The organism is Vallitalea maricola, assembly GCF_036985595.1.
Classification (GTDB): Bacteria; Bacillota; Clostridia; order Lachnospirales; family Vallitaleaceae; genus Vallitalea; species Vallitalea maricola.
In genome coordinates, this window is sequence record NZ_BTPU01000058.1 from 1 (window position 1) to 19,207 (window position 19,207).

Consider the following 19,207-nt stretch of genomic DNA (forward strand, 5'->3'; position numbering starts at 1 on the left):
TTATTTGTATTACAAATAACATCAGAAAGAGAGCAGTTTGTAGGGACGCTTTTAGGCAATACTGGTTTGTGGCAACGCCTTTATTTAGGTGTAATATATGTATACATGTCATTTGTTTTGTATGGTATAAAATGATATAAATTATCAATCTAGAATAGCTTTCTATAATTTAATTAAAATCATAGAAAGCTATTTTTTATGTGCTATCGTTTTTGATCGCACATTATAATATTAATTTCAAATTCGCTATTATTAGATTGCCAATTATATACGCCATTGTACTGGTTAACACAACCAAATAGACTTTTTAGTCCTAGTCCATGTTCTAAGATATTTCTTTTATGAGTTTCTAAGTCTACTACCATTTTTTGAATACTATTTTTTGAATTTATTACCAAAGCACCGTTATAATACAGTATATTCATAGATATTTTTCTATTACTTAGGGGGCATTTAACAGTCGCTTCTATAGCATTGTCCAAAATATTACTGATAATAGCTATTAAATCTTTATCAAGAATACTAATTTTACTAGGAACTTTAATGTTGTATTCAAATATGATAAACTCTTTCTTCATTAAATTGTATTTTACATTAATTAAAGTATTGATAACTCTATTCTGTGAGAAGTTATAGCAAGTAGCTATGTCTACATCTTTGATTAAGGTATTAAGTATATCTTGGGCATCATTATAAAATTCATTTTGAATGTAATTATTAATAACTACTAATTGGTTATGTATATCATGTTTGAATTTTCTTATTTTATCATTCTGTACTTCTACCTCTATGTAGTGCTGTTCTTTCATCATTAATTTAAGATTAATGATATCGGATTCTTTATTCTTTATATATAATCTTTCCATATGATGAAATATAATAAAGCATACAATGTTTATAGATAAAAATACAAAAAAGACAATGTAATTCATCTCTGAATATAAATCATGATGAGTAAGCTCGAAATTATAAAATACTATTATGAATGCAATACTTAATGTTGGTATTATTAAATGAAGTAAATAATTTGCAAAATTACCTTTGAGTGCATGTGTGTTAATGTATTTACTCTTTAGAATTCTAATAACAATAAAGAAAATAGAGTAATATAATACTTGCAAGAAGTATAGCATGTAATTATATTTATCAATGTAATATTTATTTGATTTATATATTGTTATTATTGATAACCATATAAACATATTCAGTATTAAGTAGAAAAGAAAATAGTGTACAAGTATACAAATTTTTTTGGATATATTATCTTTCTCATATAATATAAAAGCTATTATTAATGATAATAATATTGCAACGAAAACGTTGATTGGATTGCTGTTAAATGTAATCTTAATTATGGTATTAATCAACACTAATATCCCAAGTGTGAATGTAATGAGTGCTTTATAGGGTCTTTTGGGAAAGTATATGCCAAGAAGTTTGTATTCTAAAAATAATTCTATAAAACTCATGAAAAATTCTATTATTATTACAATCATATTAACCTCGCTAAGATGAATTGTCTATACTTATGCATAAACTCATTATAATATTTTCTAGATATTGATATTCGTTTATTGTTTTTTAAGACTAATTCCTTATTTTCAATCTTAAAAACAAAATCCATATTAATTATAAAAGATTTATGTACTTGAGCAAAAATAGTATCATTCACATTATCATTTAACTCCTTAAAAGTTCCGTAATAAGTAAAATCTTCATTATCTGTATGAACAAAAATTAACCTTTTATCTTTTTCAAAATATAATATTTGATTATAATTTAATGTATACAATATTTTCCCCGATTTGAATTGAAAAATAGTATTTTTTATAGTTAAAAAATGCTTAGCTCTTATTAAAATTTTATCAACCATGTCTTTATTAATAGGTTTTCGTAAATAATGAAAAGCATTAACTTCAAAAGCCTGATAGACTAGTTCACTATGGTTGGTTGTAAAAATAATAAGTGCATTCATATCTTTAGATCTAATAAACTTTGCTGCTTGAAGACCATTTATTTCTAACATTTCTATATCCAAGAAATAAATTTGATAATAAATATTAGATTCTTCTAAATGTTCGATAAGTTCTTCGCCTGATGTATACACATCACAAGTAAATAAACGTTCATTATAATTGAAGTATTTATATATAAGTTCTTCTAGTTTCCCACTATCTTTGTAAGTATCATCACATATTGCAATTTTCATACTAATCTCCCCTCTGTATTCATACTATATACTATATTGTTTACAATAATTACATTAGATTTTGGTTGAACAATTACATAAAGCAGAGGTTAATCTGGTATTTTTGTCATTTATGCCGATATCACTGAATTTTTAGTTTAGAGTCATTGTTCAGGTTAATTGATGTAATCGTAATTAGAATGTGTCTTTGAAATTTTAATGTATTAATATTGTAACATATATTGAGTAATATATCAAAAAAATATATATTATTATGTCTTATTTGTTGTTATAAAGAATGTGTTAAGATAATAATGGAAAAAAATGCCGAATAAAAAACAATTAAATTAGAAATATAATAAAATACTAAAATATGTAAAAAAAATAAACAAATTATTTGTATTAACTTTTGTTATTAAAGCATTTTTCATTAAAATAAATATTAGGAGAATTCATTTTTGAAATAGGACATATTGTGTATAGCATATCTTTGTATAAGGAGGTGCTGTATGGAACAAGTTAAAGAAGATAATTTGTGGCTATATAATAGCAGCATAATCTTTGTAAGAAAATTAATGAGAAACAATTTGATAAATCATCAGGAATACAATACTATAATGAAAAAATTATATGAGATTTATAATATTAGAAAACAACCTGTCTAAAAACCATAAGGCATGTATAAGATGAAATAGTAAAAGGACATTAACGATATAAGCTTGATATGGAGGCGGATTATGATAAGGAGAGCAGTTGCTTATTGTAGAGTAAGTAGTGACCATGAAGACCAGCTTAATTCTCTAGAGAATCAAAAACAAATGTGGGAAGAATACATAAACAAACACGAAGATTTAGAGTTTTGTGGACTATATGTTGATGAAGGAATAAGTGGAACTTCTACTAAAAAAAGAGTAGCCTTCAATAGAATGGTTAATGATGCTTCAACAGGTAAGTTCGATTTAATATTGACCAAGGAAGTATCTAGATTTGCAAGAAATACAGTTGATACATTACAGTTTACCAGGCAACTAAAAGAGTACGGAGTTGATGTTTATTTTAAGATAGATAATATCAATACTGGAGACAATGACGGAGAACTTAGATTATCTCTCATGGCAACATTAGCCCAAGAAGAGTCCAGAAAGATATCTGAACGTGTTAAGTCTGGACATAAGCAAGCCATGAAAAATGGTATTGTTTTTGGTGCTAATAGAATTTTTGGCTATGACCTAATAGATAAGCAACTTTACATAAATAAGACTGAAGCAGATATTGTAAGAAAAATCTTTAATTGGTATCTATTAGAAGATGAATCCTTACATGGTATAGTAAGAAGACTAGCCGCAATTGGGATAACTAAGGGTAAACTGGGAGGGAAAATAAACCATTCTTCAATTAGAAGAATTCTAGAAAATGAAAAATATGCAGGCGATTTAAAGCAACAGAAATATTATACTGTCAATTATCTAACTCATAAAAGAAAGAAAAATAAAGGAGATAAAGACTATATAATAAATAGAGATAATCATCCAGCCATTATTGATAGAGATATCTGGAATAAGGTTCAGATGAAGTTAAATGGTAATATGAGAAAATATAAAGAACAGGGAATAGGATATAGTAAGTCATTATTTTCAGGTAAAATAATATGTGGTAGCTGTGCTGGAAAATATAGAAAAAGAACCATGAAAAACAAGGATAAAACAGATCGAGTAATCTATAAATGTAGCGTTAGTTATAACAAAGGTAAAAAGGGCTGTGAAAATGGAAGTTATATTCGAGAGGATGTATTAATTAATATTTTTATTGATTTACTCACAAGAATCTCAGAGGATAAGGATAAAAAAATATTTATAAAAAATATGATGACTGCCCTTGAAGAAGGTTTAAGAGATAATCCTAATAAAAGACTAGAGAGTATTGAGAAGCAAATTAGTAAAATTCAAGATAAAAAAGATAAGCTCCTTGATCTTTACATGGATGGGATGTTAGGAAAAGAAGGTTATACTAAAAAAAATGCTGAATTTCAACAGATTGAAAGCCGATTGAAAGCTGAATTACATATTATTGAAAATAAAAATATTCATTTTAGTTCTAAGAAACAGAGATTAGATAAATTCTATAATATGGTATGTAAAGAATTTGATTATAGAGAATTACAAAGTAATGATGACATAAAAGAGTTAGTGAATATTTTTATTGACAAAATAGTAATTAGAGAAAATATTATTAAGTTTTATCTTGTAGACGGTAATTATGAGATAGATATAAAAGAATATCCTAGAAGGATTAACACAGGAGATTATTCATCTAGGAGATTTCTGGAATGAAGAAGGCATAGTAAAAAATAAAAAACAAATTCTAGATGTCAATGCTGCTGTAGGTAAATTATTCAAACGTGCCTATAGATATTTAGCAGCTGCAAAGAATCTATATACTGACATTGAGGTGATACACCAAGATGCAGTTAATAAAGCAGGAGCTTATATTGAAGCACAAAAAATTATTTCTAAGCTATTAGGAAATATTAATGTATCAAAAAAAATTGGCAAAGTAAGAAAACTATTCGCCAGTGCCATAACACCAAAAGGATTTGTTAATCATCTGGATTCAGTTATTGGCTGTAATGATAAAGTATATAGAATAATAGGAGAACCAGGGACTAATACATCAAAACTGCTTGAACTGATTATGGAAGATGCTATAAAAAAAGGTTTAGACGTTGAAGCTTTTTATTGCCCTATAGATCCTGAAAACAAAATTGAGCATTTAGTAATAAAAAAACTTGGTGTGGTATTTATAACAACTAATGATTTCCATGACTTGAAAGTTGTTAATTCCCAGATAATAGATATGAACAAATATATTGATTATACTATATTAAATCAGTATTTTGACGTATTACAATACGATTATAGAGTATTTAGAGAACTATTGGAGACTGCAATAACTACTATTCATGATGCAAAGAAATCTCATGATTATCTCGAAACCCTATATATTCCACATATGAATTTTGACAAAGTAAAACAAAGTGAGGATAAGACACTGGAGAGAATATTAAAATATGCTGAAGAACTTAATATTTAATTGTAATTGACATATATGTCTAATAATAATATAACGTGGATATATCTATTTAATAATCTAATTGGTACACTAGATTATACAAAATACGATATATCCATATTTATTATTATCTATTTTATTTTACTCCTTTCATATTCTGTATTTTATTGATAAAATAAGAATTAACTTTTAAGATAGAGGTAAAGCCATGATAGATTTGAAACTGTTAACATTTATAACTGTAGCTAAAACCAAGAATTATACTAGGGCTGCAGATATTTTGAATATAACTCAACCTGGAGTCTCCCAGCATATAAAAGCTTTGGAAGATTACTATAATGTAAAACTTTTTTACAAACACGGAAAACAAATGGAATTGACCAGTGAAGGTAGGTTACTCTTTTCTTATGCAATAGAAGTTAATAGGATGAACGAAATGATTAAACATGAATTAATCAATAAATCGTCTATAATCAATAAATATTATGTAGGTGCAACATTAACAATAGGAGGTTATGTGTTACCTAAGATTATCGGGGAATATCGAAAAAAACACGAAAATACAGATATTATTCTTTATGTAGAAAATACAGAAGCTATAATTAAAAGATTATATAGTGGAGATATTTATTTAGGTGTAATAGAAGGACCATTTAATAAAGCAAAAGTCAAATACGAGAAGTTTCGAGATGATGAATTGGTATTAGCAGTTTCTAAATCACATCCATTTGCTGTAAAAAAAACAGTAGCCATTGAGGAAGTACTACAAAACAAGCTGATTCTAAGAGAAAAAGGCTCAGGAACAAGAAAAGTATTTGAAAATAAACTTATAGCATCTGGTTATAGATTAGAAGATATGAACGTTTATATGGAGATAGGAAATATAACAGCATTAATTTCTTTGGTGGAATCTAATTTGGGATGCACTATTATATCAAAAGAAGCTGTAAAATCATCTGTAAAAGCTGATAAACTAGGAATAGTGCCCATTAAGAATTTTAATATTATGAGGGAGTTTAATTTTGTCTATCTAGACCAGTCCCAATATGGTTTTATTAAAGATTTCATTGAGTTCTGTAAAAATCCTAATTAACCCCTGATAGTTGAATGAATACATCTTATATAAATATTTCTTATGCTAATATAATTTATTATAATTTTACCTTATAGGTGTTGGCTGGTATAATTACTTTTGAAAAAGAATAAAAAGGACGGATTATTTATGAATAAAACTATTAAGAAGTATATACCGGGTATTGTTTTTGTACTAGCTATATCTATTGCATCAATGTTTCTAAATGATTTGCTAAAGGTATATATTAACCTTGAAGCACTTACTATAGCAATCATAATAGGTATCATTTATAACAATACTGTAGGAACACAAAAAGTATTTAATGAGGGTGTTAAGTTCTCTCTAAAAAAACTACTTAAAGTGGGAATAGTTTTACTTGGATTCAAGCTAAATATAAATTCCTTATTACAATTGGGACCTAAAATATTGATAATGGTTATGATTTATGTCCCTATAGCCCTAATTTTATCAATGATGTTAGGTAAAGTATTAAAAGTCAATAAGAAATTATCTACTCTTATAGGTGTTGGATCATGTATATGTGGTGCATCTGCTGTAGTTGCAATGGCTCCATGTATAGGTGCAGATGATGATGACTCAGTAATATCTGTATCAATAGTAAGTTTTTTAGGTGCTATTGGAGTGCTGATATATTCAGGAGTAGCAGCTAGCCAGATGGATCTGTCACCAGTACAATATGGCGCTTGGTCAGGTCTTTCTCTTCATGGTGTTGCCCATGCTCTTGCTGCTGCTTTTGCTGGAGGTAATGAAGCAGGGGAGATTGGGACCATAGTTAAGATGGCAAGAGTGTTGATGCTTGTACCTGTGTCAATTGTTTTAAGTTTCATATTCAATAATGGAAAAACCAGTAGTACGAAGACTAGATTTCCTATGTATGTACTATATTTCATTATAGCAGGAGTTATAAATTCATTAGGTATAATTCCAACTGGTATCACTAATATATTAACGAAAGGAAGTTCAATATTCATATTGATGGCAATGACAGCTATGGGATTATCAGTCAATTTGAAAAGTATACTAAATAAGGGTGTAAAGGCTTTAATTACTGGTACCATCTTATTTATAATATTATCTACAGGTAGCTTATTAGTGATTATGAATATCTTATAATTTTAATTCTATTAGTTAAGGAAAATGACTTATAAAAATGTGCGTACAGCACATTTTTTTTAATGAAAGACATAAATGAATGTTAAACAAAGAATAGAATACTATTAGGTTTGTTATTTACAAAAATTGAAATCCATGATATTATTGAATTAGATAATTAGAATATTATCTAAATATGTAAAGATATATAGTTACAGAAAATCGAAATATGAACTAACTAAAACTGTAAAAAGGAGAATAGAATGTTAAAAGTTAATAATCTATCAAAAACATATTCAAAAGGAAACACCAAGGCAGTAGATAATCTTAATTTTTCAGTTAAGAAAGGGGAGATATTTGGATTTTTAGGACCCAATGGAGCAGGAAAAACAACTACTATCAAAATGATTGTTGGGCTTTTGAAACCAACAGATGGTAAGGTTATAATCAATAATATAGATAATCAGAAGAATGTATTACAAGCTAAGAGACACATCAGTTATGTACCTGATAAACCCGAGGTACTTGATAAGTTAAAAGGTATCGGTTATCTTAACTTCATTGCTGACGTATATGGAGTTAAACAGGAAGATAAAAGAAAAAGGATGGAATATTATCTAGAATTATTTTCAATGAAAGATGCAGTAAATGATGTAATAAGCAGTTATTCTCATGGTATGAAGCAAAAGATTGCTTTAATAGGAGCACTTTTACATGAACCTGATCTTTTTATATTAGATGAACCAATGGTTGGGCTAGATCCAAAATCTTCATACAACTTAAAAGAGGTTATGAGAAGTAGGTGTGAAAAGGGTAAGTCAGTATTCTTTTCAACCCATGTCTTAGAGGTAGCAGAGAAATTATGCGATAGAATAGCTATTATTAATAAAGGAAAAATCATAGCTCAAGGTACAATGGAAGAATTGAGAGCTCTAGAGGGAGAAGAAAATTCTTTGGAAAAAATATTCTTGGAGTTGACAGAAAAATGAGAGATATAATAAGACTAACCAAAGTAAGTTTAATTAATGGCTTCAATCTGCATAGTTTCAATATAAAAAATATAAGAATGAACAAAAAGCTGTGGAAATTAATATTAGCAATTGCTATTATAATAACCTTTGGTGTTATGTATATAGGCTATTGTAGATTTATTGATAAACTGAGCTTAACTTTTATACAAATGAATCAAAGTTATTATTTTAACGCTTTATTATATAATATAATGAGTCTCCTTATATTTATATTTGGGATACCTTATATAATGGCTTATTTTTATTTTTCAAAAGAAACTGAGATGTTATTAGCGTTACCTATCAAGCCAAAAAATATATTGGTATCAAAATTCTTATTGCTTATGATATATGAATATATAATAGTATTCTTAGCTGTGACACCTGCATTTATAATTAACGGAGTTCATCAAAATGCTGGTTTAGTGTATTATATAATTTCAGTGATTTTACTATCCATTATACCAATGGCACCCTTAGCCCTATGTAGTATTATATTGATGTTAGTGGCTAGGATAACTAATTTCAGTAGTAAAAGGAATTTAATCAGGGGTATATTTTTATTCTTGATAACATTTTTGGCAATAGGTATTCAGATATATCTACAAAACAATGCAGTATTAATAGAACAAGGGGAATTCTACCAGAATCTATTGACTAATAATGAAACTTTGATAAATATGTTAGGGAATATCAATCCTTTAGCAAAATGTCTAGGAACTTCCCTTGTATCTACTTTAACTATACAAAGCATTATGAATTTGCTCATATTTATTATAGTGAATTTAATGTTTTTTGGTTTATTTGTTGTTGTAGGAGACAAGGTTTATTTAGATGGAATAATTGGTGGTAATGAAGTTAGGTCCAAGAAAAAAGAATTAACTGATAAAGAATTCAATAGAGAAATTAACAAGAAGAACAGTCCTTACTTAGCAATATTCAAAATAGATGTTATTACTATAGTAAAAACACCAATTTATCTATTTAATTGTTATGGAGCGGCTATTATAGTGCCTATAATAATTATTTTACCATTAATGTTTGGAGGAGAGATTAGTTCCATATCAATTGATTCAATATTAGATTTATATTATGTTAATACAGACTTTGCTAATTTTATTATTGCAGGTACTCTAATTTTAACATGCTTGTTTAATCCTACTTCAGCTACTACGTTTTCTAGGGAAGGTAGATATTTTTGGATAAGCAGGATGATACCAGTGAATCCTAGAGATCAGATTATTGGAAGAAGCATAAGTGCTTTGCTGCCACAGATATTCTTGGTAATAGTTCTCATAATAGGATTAAATTCAGTATTGGATGTTGAAATAGGCACATATATCATTGGGTGTGGATTAGGATTATTAAGTTCATTACCTATAATATTACTAGGAATGATAGTTGATATACAACGACCATTATTAAATTGGAGTAATCCTCAGAGGGCTGTAAAACAAAACATGAATGTCATAGTTACAATGTTATTGGGAAGTATTATAGTTTTAGGTTTAGGTGGATTAACATGGTTGTTACTGAGATTAATGGTTGATAGCATACTGATTTTTGGTATTGATTTGGTTATAATCTTATTACTTACCATTATTTTATACAAGATACTAGAAAATAAAATTCAAGTCAGGTTCGTTGAAATAAATTAATGGTGGGAAAGTTGAGCCAATAATATTAAAAATGAAGATTCATTGAACATAGGAATGGCTGTACATAATATACAGCCATTTTAACTTATATGGTAATGTTCGTTATAATGTTGGGGGGTAAATACCTACCATATCAGAATTATGAATATAGATATAGTCGTTTGGTTGTGGATTAAGAATCACTAAATGTACCATTCCATCTCGAGTAATTCCTTTAATATAGACATTAACCCTACCATAACCAGGAATATAAGTGTTGATAACCTTGCCAATATTATCTTTTATAACTGGAGCAGGAATATACTTCAATGAAGGTTCTTTTCTACCACCCTTTTTAGGTTTTTTTGGATTACGGTCCCTTTCTCTTGGTGGATAAGACTTATATGCTGGTAATACTGACCATGGATCATATCCATAATCATCAGGCATCTGTTCCTCAGGTTGATAGTTATAATTATTATAGTCAGATGGTTCTTGAGTTGGAGGAGCATTATTATAATTATTTGGTTGTTGATGAGGATTACCTTCGTAATAACTATCCATATAATTAGGGAAAACACTCCAAGGATTATATTGTTGTTGATTAGGATTTTTATCTAAGTTGTAATGTTTTTTCTCTTCTGTCTTAATATAAGGACTCACATAAATCACCTCCTATATTATATTATGGAAAGCTAATTATTTTGGGATAAGTAATTGAAATATACACGAATAAAGAGAATGATTTTATGTAATAATGTTAAAATTAATGGTTAAAATACTTATGTAACTATTTAATTTAACAAATTTATGAATAGGAGTAATATCATGCGTAAAAAACAAGAAAACAACAAGAATAAGAACAATAATTATAATACTGATATTCCTGATTATAGTTCTAAGTTAAATAATTCGAACACACCTTATCCAAATCCCCAAGATGATTATGATGAATTTGCAAAAGAGTTGAATCCAGATGATTTTGAATAAGTAAGAAGAAAGTGGCTGACTCATAAATGTATTATGAGAAAGCCGCTTTTGCTTTTTGGTTTAACTGATGAAGTTATCTAGCTTCAAAACTACCACAATCTGTAATTTCTTGTGTCTTTACTGAATTAGTCAAATTATCCAAATTAGAAACGCTGGAATTAACTACTTTGATGTGATCAAGTGAACAGTAATCATTATTTGTATGATATTTACATTCACTTACTGTACATCCTATGCTAGCATTATAATTTCCTGATTGCATCAAAAAGACTCCTCTCATGTTACATTAATATAGTAATCAATAGAAAAAACTAATGGTTAATACACAAATATCTATAATGACTATCATATACATTTTAACTATTTATCATCTTATGTATTAACCATAATATTAATTTGTCCTAAAAATAATGTATTATGCATAAAGCTATAATGAAAAGATAAAGTAATATTGGAACAAAATGGCTATAATAACCGTCATAAAATATATAAGTTAAAAAGGAGAGGTTAATAATGAAAAAAATTTTAAGTTTTAGTATTATGATATGTATGCTGAGCTTAATAATAACAAGTAGCTGTTTACTCATTGATAATAACTACGTGAATGCAGAAAATAACCAGTCTATTACAGTAAATAAACAACAAGAGGAAGTTAACATTAAAGAAATATTTGATTCATCTATTAACATTTACCATAAAATTCAATCAAAATTCGATATCAATTTCATGAAAAAAATTACAACTCCAACTGACAGCAAAGATATTTTTGAATTGCCTACTATAAAATCTAAAGATGAACTGATAGAACTTGTAAATGAGCATATGTACGATTATTGTAATGAGATTAAAGGGGAAATACAAATTACAATGAATTCTAAAAATGAAGCGTCTACAGAAAGTAAATCATCAGCTAAATCTAGTTCTGATACTAATAATCAAGTTGAAGGTGTAGAAGAAGGAGACAGTGTAAAAACCGATGGTAAATTTATATATATAATAAATAATAATAAAATATCCATATTAAATCCTAACCCGAAAGAAGCGAAAATAATAAGTGAAATAACATTAGGTGAAGATGAAAAAGATATTGCAGAAATATTTTTGGCAGATAATAAATTAATAGTAGTCGGCAACAAATACGGTTTCTATGTAGATAAAAAACCAATGTATTCAAAGAAGAAAGATAATACTACCCATTTTCGTCATACCTATGATATTAATGTAGAAACAAGTTTTGTTAAAATATATGATCTAAAAAATATCAACTCACCTAAAATAATTAAAGATTATACTTTTGATGGTTACTATGTTTCTGGAAGAATCATAGAAGATAATTTTTATATGGTAACATCCAAGACAATAGGAAATTACAGATATTATGATTTCAATGATAAAAGTGATTTTGACAATAATATTTTACCATGTTTTATTGATAATGAAACCATGAAGAAGAGTATAATCAACTATAACCAAATCAAATATTTCCCAGGTAATATAGAACCAAATTATTTAGTTACTATAGGGATAGATTTAACGGATATAGAAAAAATACCAGATGTTAATGCCTACTTAGGTAAAACCAGAAATATTTATGTATCAGAAAATTATTTGTATACTTCATTCTATAAAGGAAGAGAAACAATTATCTACCAATTTAAGCTTGAAGATGGAAAAATAACCGAATCTGGCAAAGGTAAAGTTAATGGAAGGATACTTAATCAATTTTCCATGGATGAATATAACAAACACTTCAGAATCGCTACAACAAGTAATGATTGGAGTAGTAATAACTCAGGAAACAATGTTTATATACTAGATAATAATATGAATACAGTAGGTAAGTTAGAAAATATCGCTAAAGGAGAGAAAATATACAGTACGAGATTTATGGGGGATAAAGTATATATGGTTACATTTAAACAGATTGATCCATTTTTTGTAATAGATACATTAGATGTAACCAAACCAGAAATACTAGGATATCTAAAAATACCAGGTTTCAGTAAGTATCTCCATATGATAGATGAGACTCATGTATTAGGATTTGGGCAAGAAACACATGAAGGAAAATATGGGGCTAGAACAGATGGGTTCAAAATATCGCTATTTGATGTAACTGATGTTAGTAATCCAATAGAAAAAGATAAAACTGTAATAGGAGAAGCTGGTACTAGTTCAGAATTATTATTTAATCATAAAGCACTAATGTATCTGAATGAAGATAACATGATGGCTTTCCCTATACAGATTGTAGAAGATCATCAACACACCTTCAAAGGTGCTTATGTCTATGATATAAATAATCACTCACTAGAATTAAAAGGCGGATTAACTCAATTTGATAATCCTAGTGAATTCAAAGTCTATTATCCAGATAAGAATATCACTAGAATATTATTCATAGATAAATATCTATATACAATATCTGAAAATGCTGTCTTTATACATGATGTAAATGACTTGAAGAAAATAGGAGAAGTCCAACTACAATAAAATAAATGGGTTAATTATATTACATACAAGTAAAATCATAACTGTAATATAATTAACCCTAAAAAATAAAAGCCCCTAGCTACTTACAACTAAAGGCATATAAATGTATATTAATCCAATTTATTTAAAAAGAATATAGACAAAGTACCTGGACCTGAATGTGCACCAATAGCACAACCAACATCTCTAATTACAAATTCCTTAATTCCAAACTTTTCTTCCAATTTAGCTTTCACTTTCAAAGCTGTTTCCATATCATCAGCATGATTAATAGCAACAATTTGTTCTCCTAATCTGTCGCCACGTTCATCAACAATATCAATCATTCTGTTAATAGATTTTTTTCTACCTCTAACTTTTTCAACAGGTATTAGTTTTCCATCTTCTACATCTAAAATAGGCTTGATATGAAGAACTGATCCTATTACTGCTGCAGTTTTAGAAACACGTCCGCCTCTATATAGATATTCTAAATCATCAACAGTAAATATATGTTCCATATGCTTCTTGCAGTAAAGTATCCTATCTATAACTTCTTCTTTTGAAGCACCATCTTCAGCAGTTAAAGTACTTAAATAAACTATAAGACCAAAACCAAGAGAAGCAGCCTTTGAATCAATGACAGTTAAGTCAAAATCTGGATATTCCTCTTTGATATCTTGCTCAACAATCTTAGCTGTTTGATATGTACCTGATAATTCTGAAGAAAAAGCGATATAAATACATGGCTTGCCACAATCCACATATTTCCTAAACATTGAATCAATACTTTCATATGTTGCCTGAGCAGTTTTTGCTATCCCGCCCTCACGCATATATTTAAATAGTTCTGCTGGTTTAACATCTACATTATCTTTATACTCTTTATCATTCATATAAACGATTAATGGTAAAACGTCTATATCATATTTATTAATTATATCATCAGGTAAATCACAGGCGCTGTCTGTTATTATTTTTACATTCATTTAGTATCCCTCCTTAGATAGTTATAACTATATTGTACACTAATTTCTAATTTTATACTATGTTTTTTACCGATTTTTTAGGTATATACTAATAACTCACAACAGAGCCCCAATACACGAAAATACCATATATAATGATAAGAACGACTTTTACAGGTTGTTGCTACATCTAAATCAGATAAAAGCAACAAATGTAACAAGAGTGATTATCATTATATATGGTATCAACATACTACCGTTGTCTTATTCTATACATTCTATACAAACTAATTATCATTTATAACACTAGAAGTAATAACCTTAAAACTACCCTCATTCAAATAATTCTCTATTCTGGTAAAAGTCTCATTATAAGCCCCATTATCCATCAAATTAATTGTACACTTATCAGAATCCAACTGAGATAACTCAGACTCTAGATCCTGCATACTCATAGAATTATCATTTAAAGTAATCTCATCATCCTTAACTACAATATTAAAATATTTACTATCCTTATCTTTACTTGCTTTATTTGATTGAGCAGAATTAGAAGATTTACTTAAATCTATTTTGAAATTAAACCAATCAAAACCAAAATTATCAGCTCCTAAAAATACTAGTAGTCCAAGAACAATGATTGTTAAAAAAACTTTACCTTTCCTACTTTTTTTCCTATATCTTGACATCTTCATTTCTCCTTTTATCTAATCTATCGTTAATACATATTTTGTTTTGAAAATTTTATCTGTTCCGTGTTTTTGTTGAATATCTTTTATAGCATCCCATACTAGATTAAAGGCATATCTATAAACATGATCCTCTTCACTTAATGTAATCAATATGAAAGTGTAACCACCTTCTCTATCATCAATAACTTTCTCAATAATATCTTTTATCTGTTCTTTTTTATTACTTCTACCTTCTTTGGAATCTATTTCTTCCAAGGTAATATAAGTACTCATATCTTGCTCATTGATAAACAATTTATTTTGTGTGGATTTTAACTTGATATCAATAAAAAAATACCTTTTAGATATAGTTTCATATTTGTGCAGCTGTTTTAAGATTGAATTATCATCAATTAACTTATCTATATCTTCACTATCAGCAATATCTTCTAGAGCTTCTTCATTATTAGAAAACCACTTAGCAAGATTCTCTGATACGTTAAGCAATGTATCCCTTTCATTAGCTATATCAAAAAACATTTCATCAATGTTATCATTAAGATTATCAACTTCTTTTTGTAAATCTAAAATATTATTTTGTAAATCTGTTATTTGTTTGTCTTTTTCATCGATTGTAGATTGTAATTCGTTGTTTAACTCTTGTTCACCATTAAGTTTGCTATCTTTTTCTGAACTAGCGGCATTTATATTTAACATAAATGCGAAAAGCAATATTAAAACAACATCAAGTAATGGTGTCAGATCAAGAAATATTTTTTGTTTCATAATCATCACCTTTACTTGTATATCTATCAATTCTGCTTATCAATAGATTGAAATTATCGTCATTAAAAGCTATTTTAGGTGAAACTGTTCCATCAATCGCTTTAAAAATTATAGCACATACTAATCCCCAGAAAGTCGAAGTTAAAGCTGTAGTGAAATTTAACATTATAGTATCACTATTAAAAGAAACAAGCCTAAGTAAAGAGATTATGGTTCCAAGTATACCCATAAGTGGGAATATAGTTGTTATTGAAACAAATACGTGATAGCACTTTGTTTCTTTTTCTTTTAGTTTACGTAATAAGTGCAGATCCAATTCAGAATTATTATTCTGCCTAATTGAATTAATTATCTTTTCTATGGGAAGATAGATAGTTGGCTGCAAAGAATGTTCTAATTCAGCATTAGATTTTTTTAATCTAGGTAAAATATAAAATAGATTAACAAGGGCTAAAATAATAATTAAACCATCATAGCCAAGTAAGTTTTTAAAGATTATTACAAAAAACTGCATAGGTTACCCCCTAAAATTATGTTTGCGCAATATTGTTGCTAACCAAATTATACCATAAAATGAGTTAATGCGTAGAAAAAAATAATTTGTCACCAATAGTTTATTAAATGAATATATTAAAAAAACTAGACAATATGGAAAGAGTGTAGTAAAGTACTAATGAAAAGGTAAAAATATAAATTAACTAATTAAATTAAGTGAATGATAAAAAGTTAAAAATAAACTTAACTTGGAAAGGAGATGGTAGCATGGACGCAGGGCCTGGGTGCAGTTATCATAATAAAACTAAATATTATCTACCATCTAAAAACCAAGAGTATTAATAGCATTTGGCTCTTTGTGTTTCGTTTATGGTAGAATACATAAAGGGAGGATCTATATGGATTTAAAAACACTAAGAGAGCTGTTAAAGGAAAAACAATTAACTAAGATCAGAAATGAGTTATTAGTCATCCAAGAGGCTGACATAGCTGAATTGCTTGAAGATATAGAGATAAAGGAATCATTATTAATTTTTCGCTTGCTTCCAAAAGAAGTTGCAGCAGAAGTCTTTTCTTTTTTTGATGTTGAAAGACAATCAGAAATTTCCTCTTTAGTTAGTGATAAGGAACTTGCAGATATAATTAATGAATTGGATTTTGATGATAAGATAGATTTAATTGAAGAAGTGCCCGCTAACTTGGTTAACAGGATATTACAACACTCTACAGTTGTTGAACGTAGACTTATTAATGAATTCTTAAATTATCCGGAAGATTCAGCTGGTAGTCTGATGACTATAGAATTTGTAGGTCTGAAAAAAGAAATGACAGTTAATGATGCTATGGATAAAATAAGACGTATCGGTCTTGACAAAGAGACTATTTATACAAGTTATGTAACAGGTTCAAAACGAACTCTAGAAGGAATAATATCCCTAAAAGATTTGGTGCTCAGTGACAAAGAAACAGTTATATCCAATATTATGGAGACAGGTGTCATATCTGTTAATACCCATGATGACCAAGAGGATATTGCAGAAGTATTCAAGAAATATAATTTCTTATCATTACCAGTAGTTGATAATGAAAATAGATTAGTTGGTATTATCACCATTGATGACATCGTGGATGTTATTGAAGAAGAAACAACTGAGGACTTTCAACGTATGGCAGCGATTGAGCCTACTGAAATAGAATATCTTGATGCATCAGTATTAGTATTAGCAAAGAAGAGATTACCTTGGTTGATAATTCTTATGTTTTCAGCCTATTTGACTGAAATGGTAATGAACTATAACAATGGTCTGATTATACAGTTTGCATTAGCTATATATACTCCTATGCTTATGTCAACAGGAGGTAATGCAGGAGCCCAATCAGCAACATTAGTAATACGTAGTATAACTTTGGGAGAAATAAAATTCATGGATTTCTTTCGTGTATTATGGAAAGAGATAAGAGTAGGGTTAATGGTTGGTACTACACTTGGTATATTGAATTGTATTAGAATATATCTTACTGATGGTGAAGTATCAAAGGCAATAATGGTAGGTTTAACATTAATATGTACCACTACGTTTGCAGCTATCATTGGTGGAACACTTCCAATAGTAGCCAAGAAATTACGACTTGACCCAGCAATAATGGCAAGTCCAATGATTACTACCATTGTAGATGTGACAACATTACTAATATTTTTTAGAGTTGCATCACTTATTTTGGCATAGAATTATTTGCATTATTATATGTGTTTATGATAAAATAACTTGAATATCAAATATAGAATATTGCTAAGGTAGATATAATTATTAATAATAAATAACGTAAGACAAACAAGGAGGAAATTAAATGTTAGTAACAGGAAAAGAAATATTACAAAAAGCTCATGAAGAAGGATACGCAGTAGGTGCTTTTAATACAAGTAATCTAGAAATGACTAGAGCAGTAATTGAAGCTGCAGAAGAAGAAAAATCACCAGTAATTATCCAAACAAGCCAAAGTGCTATTACTTATGCTGGTAGTACAGAAATAGCTATGATTGTTAGATTACTAGCAGAAGAAGCTTCTGTACCTGTAGCATTACACCTTGATCATGGAACTGATTGGGATGTAGTTATGAAGTGCCTTAGAGACGGATGGACTTCAGTAATGTTTGATGGTTCTAAATATGAGTTTGATAAAAACATTGAAATTACTAAGCAAGTAATCAGTATTGCTCATCCAATGGGTGTTTCAGTAGAAGCTGAATTAGGTAAAATTGGTGGAGTAGAAGACCATGTTAAAGTAGATGCAAAAGACGCAACTATGACAGATCCTAATGAAGCAGTTGAATTTGTAGAAAAAACAGGTGTTGATTATTTAGCTATAGCTATTGGAACAGCTCACGGAGTATACAAAGGTGACCCAGAACTTGATTTTGATAGATTAAAAGATATAAAAGCTAGATTAAATATGCCTATAGTACTTCACGGTGCATCAGGTGTACCAGAAGAAGATATTAAAAAAGCAGTATCATTAGGCGTTAACAAAATTAATATTGATACTGATTTACGTCAAGCATTTAAAAAAGCTATGCATAAAGTTGTTAAAGAACAACCAGACGTATATGATCCAAGAAAAATGTTAGCACCAACTTCAGATGCTATCAAAGAAGTTGTAAAGACTAAAATAAGAATGTTTGGTAGTAACAATAGAGCATAATAAAAAAAATAAAAAATTTACCATAAAAAAGTG

At 28.3% G+C, this 19,207-nt stretch carries 19 protein-coding genes; 11 read left to right on the top strand and 8 right to left on the bottom strand.

Annotation, left to right across the window (positions count from 1 at the left end):
* Nucleotides 1–203: 203 nt before the first annotated feature.
* Nucleotides 204–866: a sensor histidine kinase gene (locus AACQ14_RS16165; protein ID WP_339364626.1), complete on the bottom strand. Its 663-nt coding sequence runs from the start codon at nucleotides 864–866 to the stop codon at nucleotides 204–206.
* Nucleotides 867–1,492: 626 nt separating this feature from the next.
* Nucleotides 1,493–2,209 (bottom strand): LytR/AlgR family response regulator transcription factor, encoded by a 717-nt coding sequence (locus tag AACQ14_RS16170; protein ID WP_339364627.1) that lies wholly within the window; start codon nucleotides 2,207–2,209, stop codon nucleotides 1,493–1,495.
* A 488-nt stretch (nucleotides 2,210–2,697) separates the two neighbouring features.
* On the opposite strand from AACQ14_RS16170, the gene AACQ14_RS16175 reads away from it, so the two are divergent.
* The 7 genes from AACQ14_RS16175 to AACQ14_RS16205 all read left to right on the top strand — a co-directional run bounded on the left by AACQ14_RS16175 (nucleotide 2,698) and on the right by AACQ14_RS16205 (nucleotide 10,113).
* Nucleotides 2,698–2,853 (top strand): SHOCT domain-containing protein, encoded by a 156-nt coding sequence (locus tag AACQ14_RS16175; RefSeq protein ID WP_339364628.1) that lies wholly within the window; start codon nucleotides 2,698–2,700, stop codon nucleotides 2,851–2,853.
* Nucleotides 2,854–2,925: 72 nt separating this feature from the next.
* Nucleotides 2,926–4,518 (top strand): recombinase family protein, encoded by a 1,593-nt coding sequence (locus tag AACQ14_RS16180; RefSeq protein ID WP_339364629.1) that lies wholly within the window; start codon nucleotides 2,926–2,928, stop codon nucleotides 4,516–4,518.
* Nucleotides 4,519–4,636: 118 nt separating this feature from the next.
* Nucleotides 4,637–5,278, top strand: coding sequence for a hypothetical protein (locus AACQ14_RS16185; RefSeq protein ID WP_339364630.1), 642 nt, complete (start codon nucleotides 4,637–4,639; stop codon nucleotides 5,276–5,278).
* Between the two features lie 187 nt (nucleotides 5,279–5,465).
* Nucleotides 5,466–6,350 carry a LysR family transcriptional regulator gene (locus tag AACQ14_RS16190; RefSeq protein ID WP_339364631.1) on the top strand — a complete coding sequence of 295 codons (885 nt, stop codon included), beginning with the start codon at nucleotides 5,466–5,468 and terminating at the stop codon, nucleotides 6,348–6,350.
* 129 nt (nucleotides 6,351–6,479) lie between these two features.
* Complete coding sequence (locus AACQ14_RS16195; protein WP_339364632.1) at nucleotides 6,480–7,466, top strand: YeiH family protein; 987 nt, start codon at nucleotides 6,480–6,482, stop codon at nucleotides 7,464–7,466.
* 242 nt (nucleotides 7,467–7,708) lie between these two features.
* Nucleotides 7,709–8,434: an ABC transporter ATP-binding protein gene (locus AACQ14_RS16200; protein ID WP_339364633.1), complete on the top strand. Its 726-nt coding sequence runs from the start codon at nucleotides 7,709–7,711 to the stop codon at nucleotides 8,432–8,434.
* Nucleotides 8,431–10,113, top strand: coding sequence for a putative ABC transporter permease subunit (locus tag AACQ14_RS16205; protein ID WP_339364634.1), 1,683 nt, complete (start codon nucleotides 8,431–8,433; stop codon nucleotides 10,111–10,113). The genes AACQ14_RS16200 and AACQ14_RS16205 overlap by 4 nt, the downstream gene beginning before the upstream one ends.
* 102 nt (nucleotides 10,114–10,215) lie before the next feature.
* Here AACQ14_RS16205 and AACQ14_RS16210 read toward each other — a convergent pair whose 3' ends face one another.
* Nucleotides 10,216–10,755 carry a hypothetical protein gene (locus AACQ14_RS16210; protein WP_339364635.1) on the bottom strand — a complete coding sequence of 180 codons (540 nt, stop codon included), beginning with the start codon at nucleotides 10,753–10,755 and terminating at the stop codon, nucleotides 10,216–10,218.
* A gap of 165 nt (nucleotides 10,756–10,920) precedes the next feature.
* On the opposite strand from AACQ14_RS16210, the gene AACQ14_RS16215 reads away from it, so the two are divergent.
* Entirely contained in the window at nucleotides 10,921–11,082 is a 162-nt protein-coding gene (locus tag AACQ14_RS16215; protein ID WP_339364636.1) for a hypothetical protein, read from the top strand.
* A gap of 73 nt (nucleotides 11,083–11,155) precedes the next feature.
* On the opposite strand, the gene AACQ14_RS16220 is transcribed toward AACQ14_RS16215, so the two are convergent.
* Nucleotides 11,156–11,344, bottom strand: a complete 189-nt coding sequence (locus AACQ14_RS16220; protein WP_339364637.1) for a DUF1540 domain-containing protein — start codon at nucleotides 11,342–11,344, stop codon at nucleotides 11,156–11,158.
* A gap of 251 nt (nucleotides 11,345–11,595) precedes the next feature.
* On the opposite strand from AACQ14_RS16220, the gene AACQ14_RS16225 reads away from it, so the two are divergent.
* Nucleotides 11,596–13,575 (top strand): beta-propeller domain-containing protein, encoded by a 1,980-nt coding sequence (locus tag AACQ14_RS16225; protein WP_339364638.1) that lies wholly within the window; start codon nucleotides 11,596–11,598, stop codon nucleotides 13,573–13,575.
* Between the two features lie 110 nt (nucleotides 13,576–13,685).
* Here AACQ14_RS16225 and AACQ14_RS16230 read toward each other — a convergent pair whose 3' ends face one another.
* The 4 genes from AACQ14_RS16230 to AACQ14_RS16245 form a co-directional block, all read right to left on the bottom strand.
* Nucleotides 13,686–14,543 carry a DegV family protein gene (locus tag AACQ14_RS16230; protein ID WP_339364639.1) on the bottom strand — a complete coding sequence of 286 codons (858 nt, stop codon included), beginning with the start codon at nucleotides 14,541–14,543 and terminating at the stop codon, nucleotides 13,686–13,688.
* 266 nt (nucleotides 14,544–14,809) lie between these two features.
* Complete coding sequence (locus AACQ14_RS16235; protein WP_339364640.1) at nucleotides 14,810–15,211, bottom strand: hypothetical protein; 402 nt, start codon at nucleotides 15,209–15,211, stop codon at nucleotides 14,810–14,812.
* A gap of 18 nt (nucleotides 15,212–15,229) precedes the next feature.
* A complete protein-coding gene (locus tag AACQ14_RS16240; RefSeq protein ID WP_339364641.1) occupies nucleotides 15,230–15,979 on the bottom strand; it encodes a coiled-coil domain-containing protein in 750 nt (249 codons plus the stop codon).
* Nucleotides 15,957–16,493 (bottom strand): MotA/TolQ/ExbB proton channel family protein, encoded by a 537-nt coding sequence (locus AACQ14_RS16245; protein WP_339364642.1) that lies wholly within the window; start codon nucleotides 16,491–16,493, stop codon nucleotides 15,957–15,959. Before AACQ14_RS16245 ends, AACQ14_RS16240 begins: the two co-directional genes overlap by 23 nt.
* 379 nt (nucleotides 16,494–16,872) lie before the next feature.
* Between AACQ14_RS16245 and mgtE the strand changes: the two genes are divergently transcribed.
* Nucleotides 16,873–18,201: a magnesium transporter gene (gene mgtE / locus AACQ14_RS16250; protein ID WP_339364643.1), complete on the top strand. Its 1,329-nt coding sequence runs from the start codon at nucleotides 16,873–16,875 to the stop codon at nucleotides 18,199–18,201.
* A 121-nt stretch (nucleotides 18,202–18,322) separates the two neighbouring features.
* Complete coding sequence (locus tag AACQ14_RS16255; RefSeq protein ID WP_339364644.1) at nucleotides 18,323–19,174, top strand: class II fructose-1,6-bisphosphate aldolase; 852 nt, start codon at nucleotides 18,323–18,325, stop codon at nucleotides 19,172–19,174.
* The last annotated feature ends 33 nt before the right edge of the window (nucleotides 19,175–19,207 follow it).

Excerpts from the sequence above, each read along its gene's own strand:
- AACQ14_RS16165 (WP_339364626.1), bottom strand. The coding sequence starts at position 866 with ATGGAAAGATTATATATAAAGAATAAAGAATCCGATATCATTAATCTT.
- AACQ14_RS16170 (WP_339364627.1), bottom strand. The coding sequence starts at position 2,209 with ATGAAAATTGCAATATGTGATGATACTTACAAAGATAGTGGGAAACTA.
- AACQ14_RS16175 (WP_339364628.1), top strand. The coding sequence starts at position 2,698 with ATGGAACAAGTTAAAGAAGATAATTTGTGGCTATATAATAGCAGCATA.
- AACQ14_RS16180 (WP_339364629.1), top strand. The coding sequence starts at position 2,926 with ATGATAAGGAGAGCAGTTGCTTATTGTAGAGTAAGTAGTGACCATGAA.
- AACQ14_RS16190 (WP_339364631.1), top strand. The coding sequence starts at position 5,466 with ATGATAGATTTGAAACTGTTAACATTTATAACTGTAGCTAAAACCAAG.
- AACQ14_RS16195 (WP_339364632.1), top strand. The coding sequence starts at position 6,480 with ATGAATAAAACTATTAAGAAGTATATACCGGGTATTGTTTTTGTACTA.
- AACQ14_RS16200 (WP_339364633.1), top strand. The coding sequence starts at position 7,709 with ATGTTAAAAGTTAATAATCTATCAAAAACATATTCAAAAGGAAACACC.
- AACQ14_RS16205 (WP_339364634.1), top strand. The coding sequence starts at position 8,431 with ATGAGAGATATAATAAGACTAACCAAAGTAAGTTTAATTAATGGCTTC.
- AACQ14_RS16215 (WP_339364636.1), top strand. The coding sequence starts at position 10,921 with ATGCGTAAAAAACAAGAAAACAACAAGAATAAGAACAATAATTATAAT.
- AACQ14_RS16220 (WP_339364637.1), bottom strand. The coding sequence starts at position 11,344 with ATGCAATCAGGAAATTATAATGCTAGCATAGGATGTACAGTAAGTGAA.
- AACQ14_RS16225 (WP_339364638.1), top strand. The coding sequence starts at position 11,596 with ATGAAAAAAATTTTAAGTTTTAGTATTATGATATGTATGCTGAGCTTA.
- AACQ14_RS16230 (WP_339364639.1), bottom strand. The coding sequence starts at position 14,543 with ATGAATGTAAAAATAATAACAGACAGCGCCTGTGATTTACCTGATGAT.
- AACQ14_RS16235 (WP_339364640.1), bottom strand. The coding sequence starts at position 15,211 with ATGTCAAGATATAGGAAAAAAAGTAGGAAAGGTAAAGTTTTTTTAACA.
- AACQ14_RS16240 (WP_339364641.1), bottom strand. The coding sequence starts at position 15,979 with ATGAAACAAAAAATATTTCTTGATCTGACACCATTACTTGATGTTGTT.
- AACQ14_RS16245 (WP_339364642.1), bottom strand. The coding sequence starts at position 16,493 with ATGCAGTTTTTTGTAATAATCTTTAAAAACTTACTTGGCTATGATGGT.
- mgtE (WP_339364643.1), top strand. The coding sequence starts at position 16,873 with ATGGATTTAAAAACACTAAGAGAGCTGTTAAAGGAAAAACAATTAACT.
- AACQ14_RS16255 (WP_339364644.1), top strand. The coding sequence starts at position 18,323 with ATGTTAGTAACAGGAAAAGAAATATTACAAAAAGCTCATGAAGAAGGA.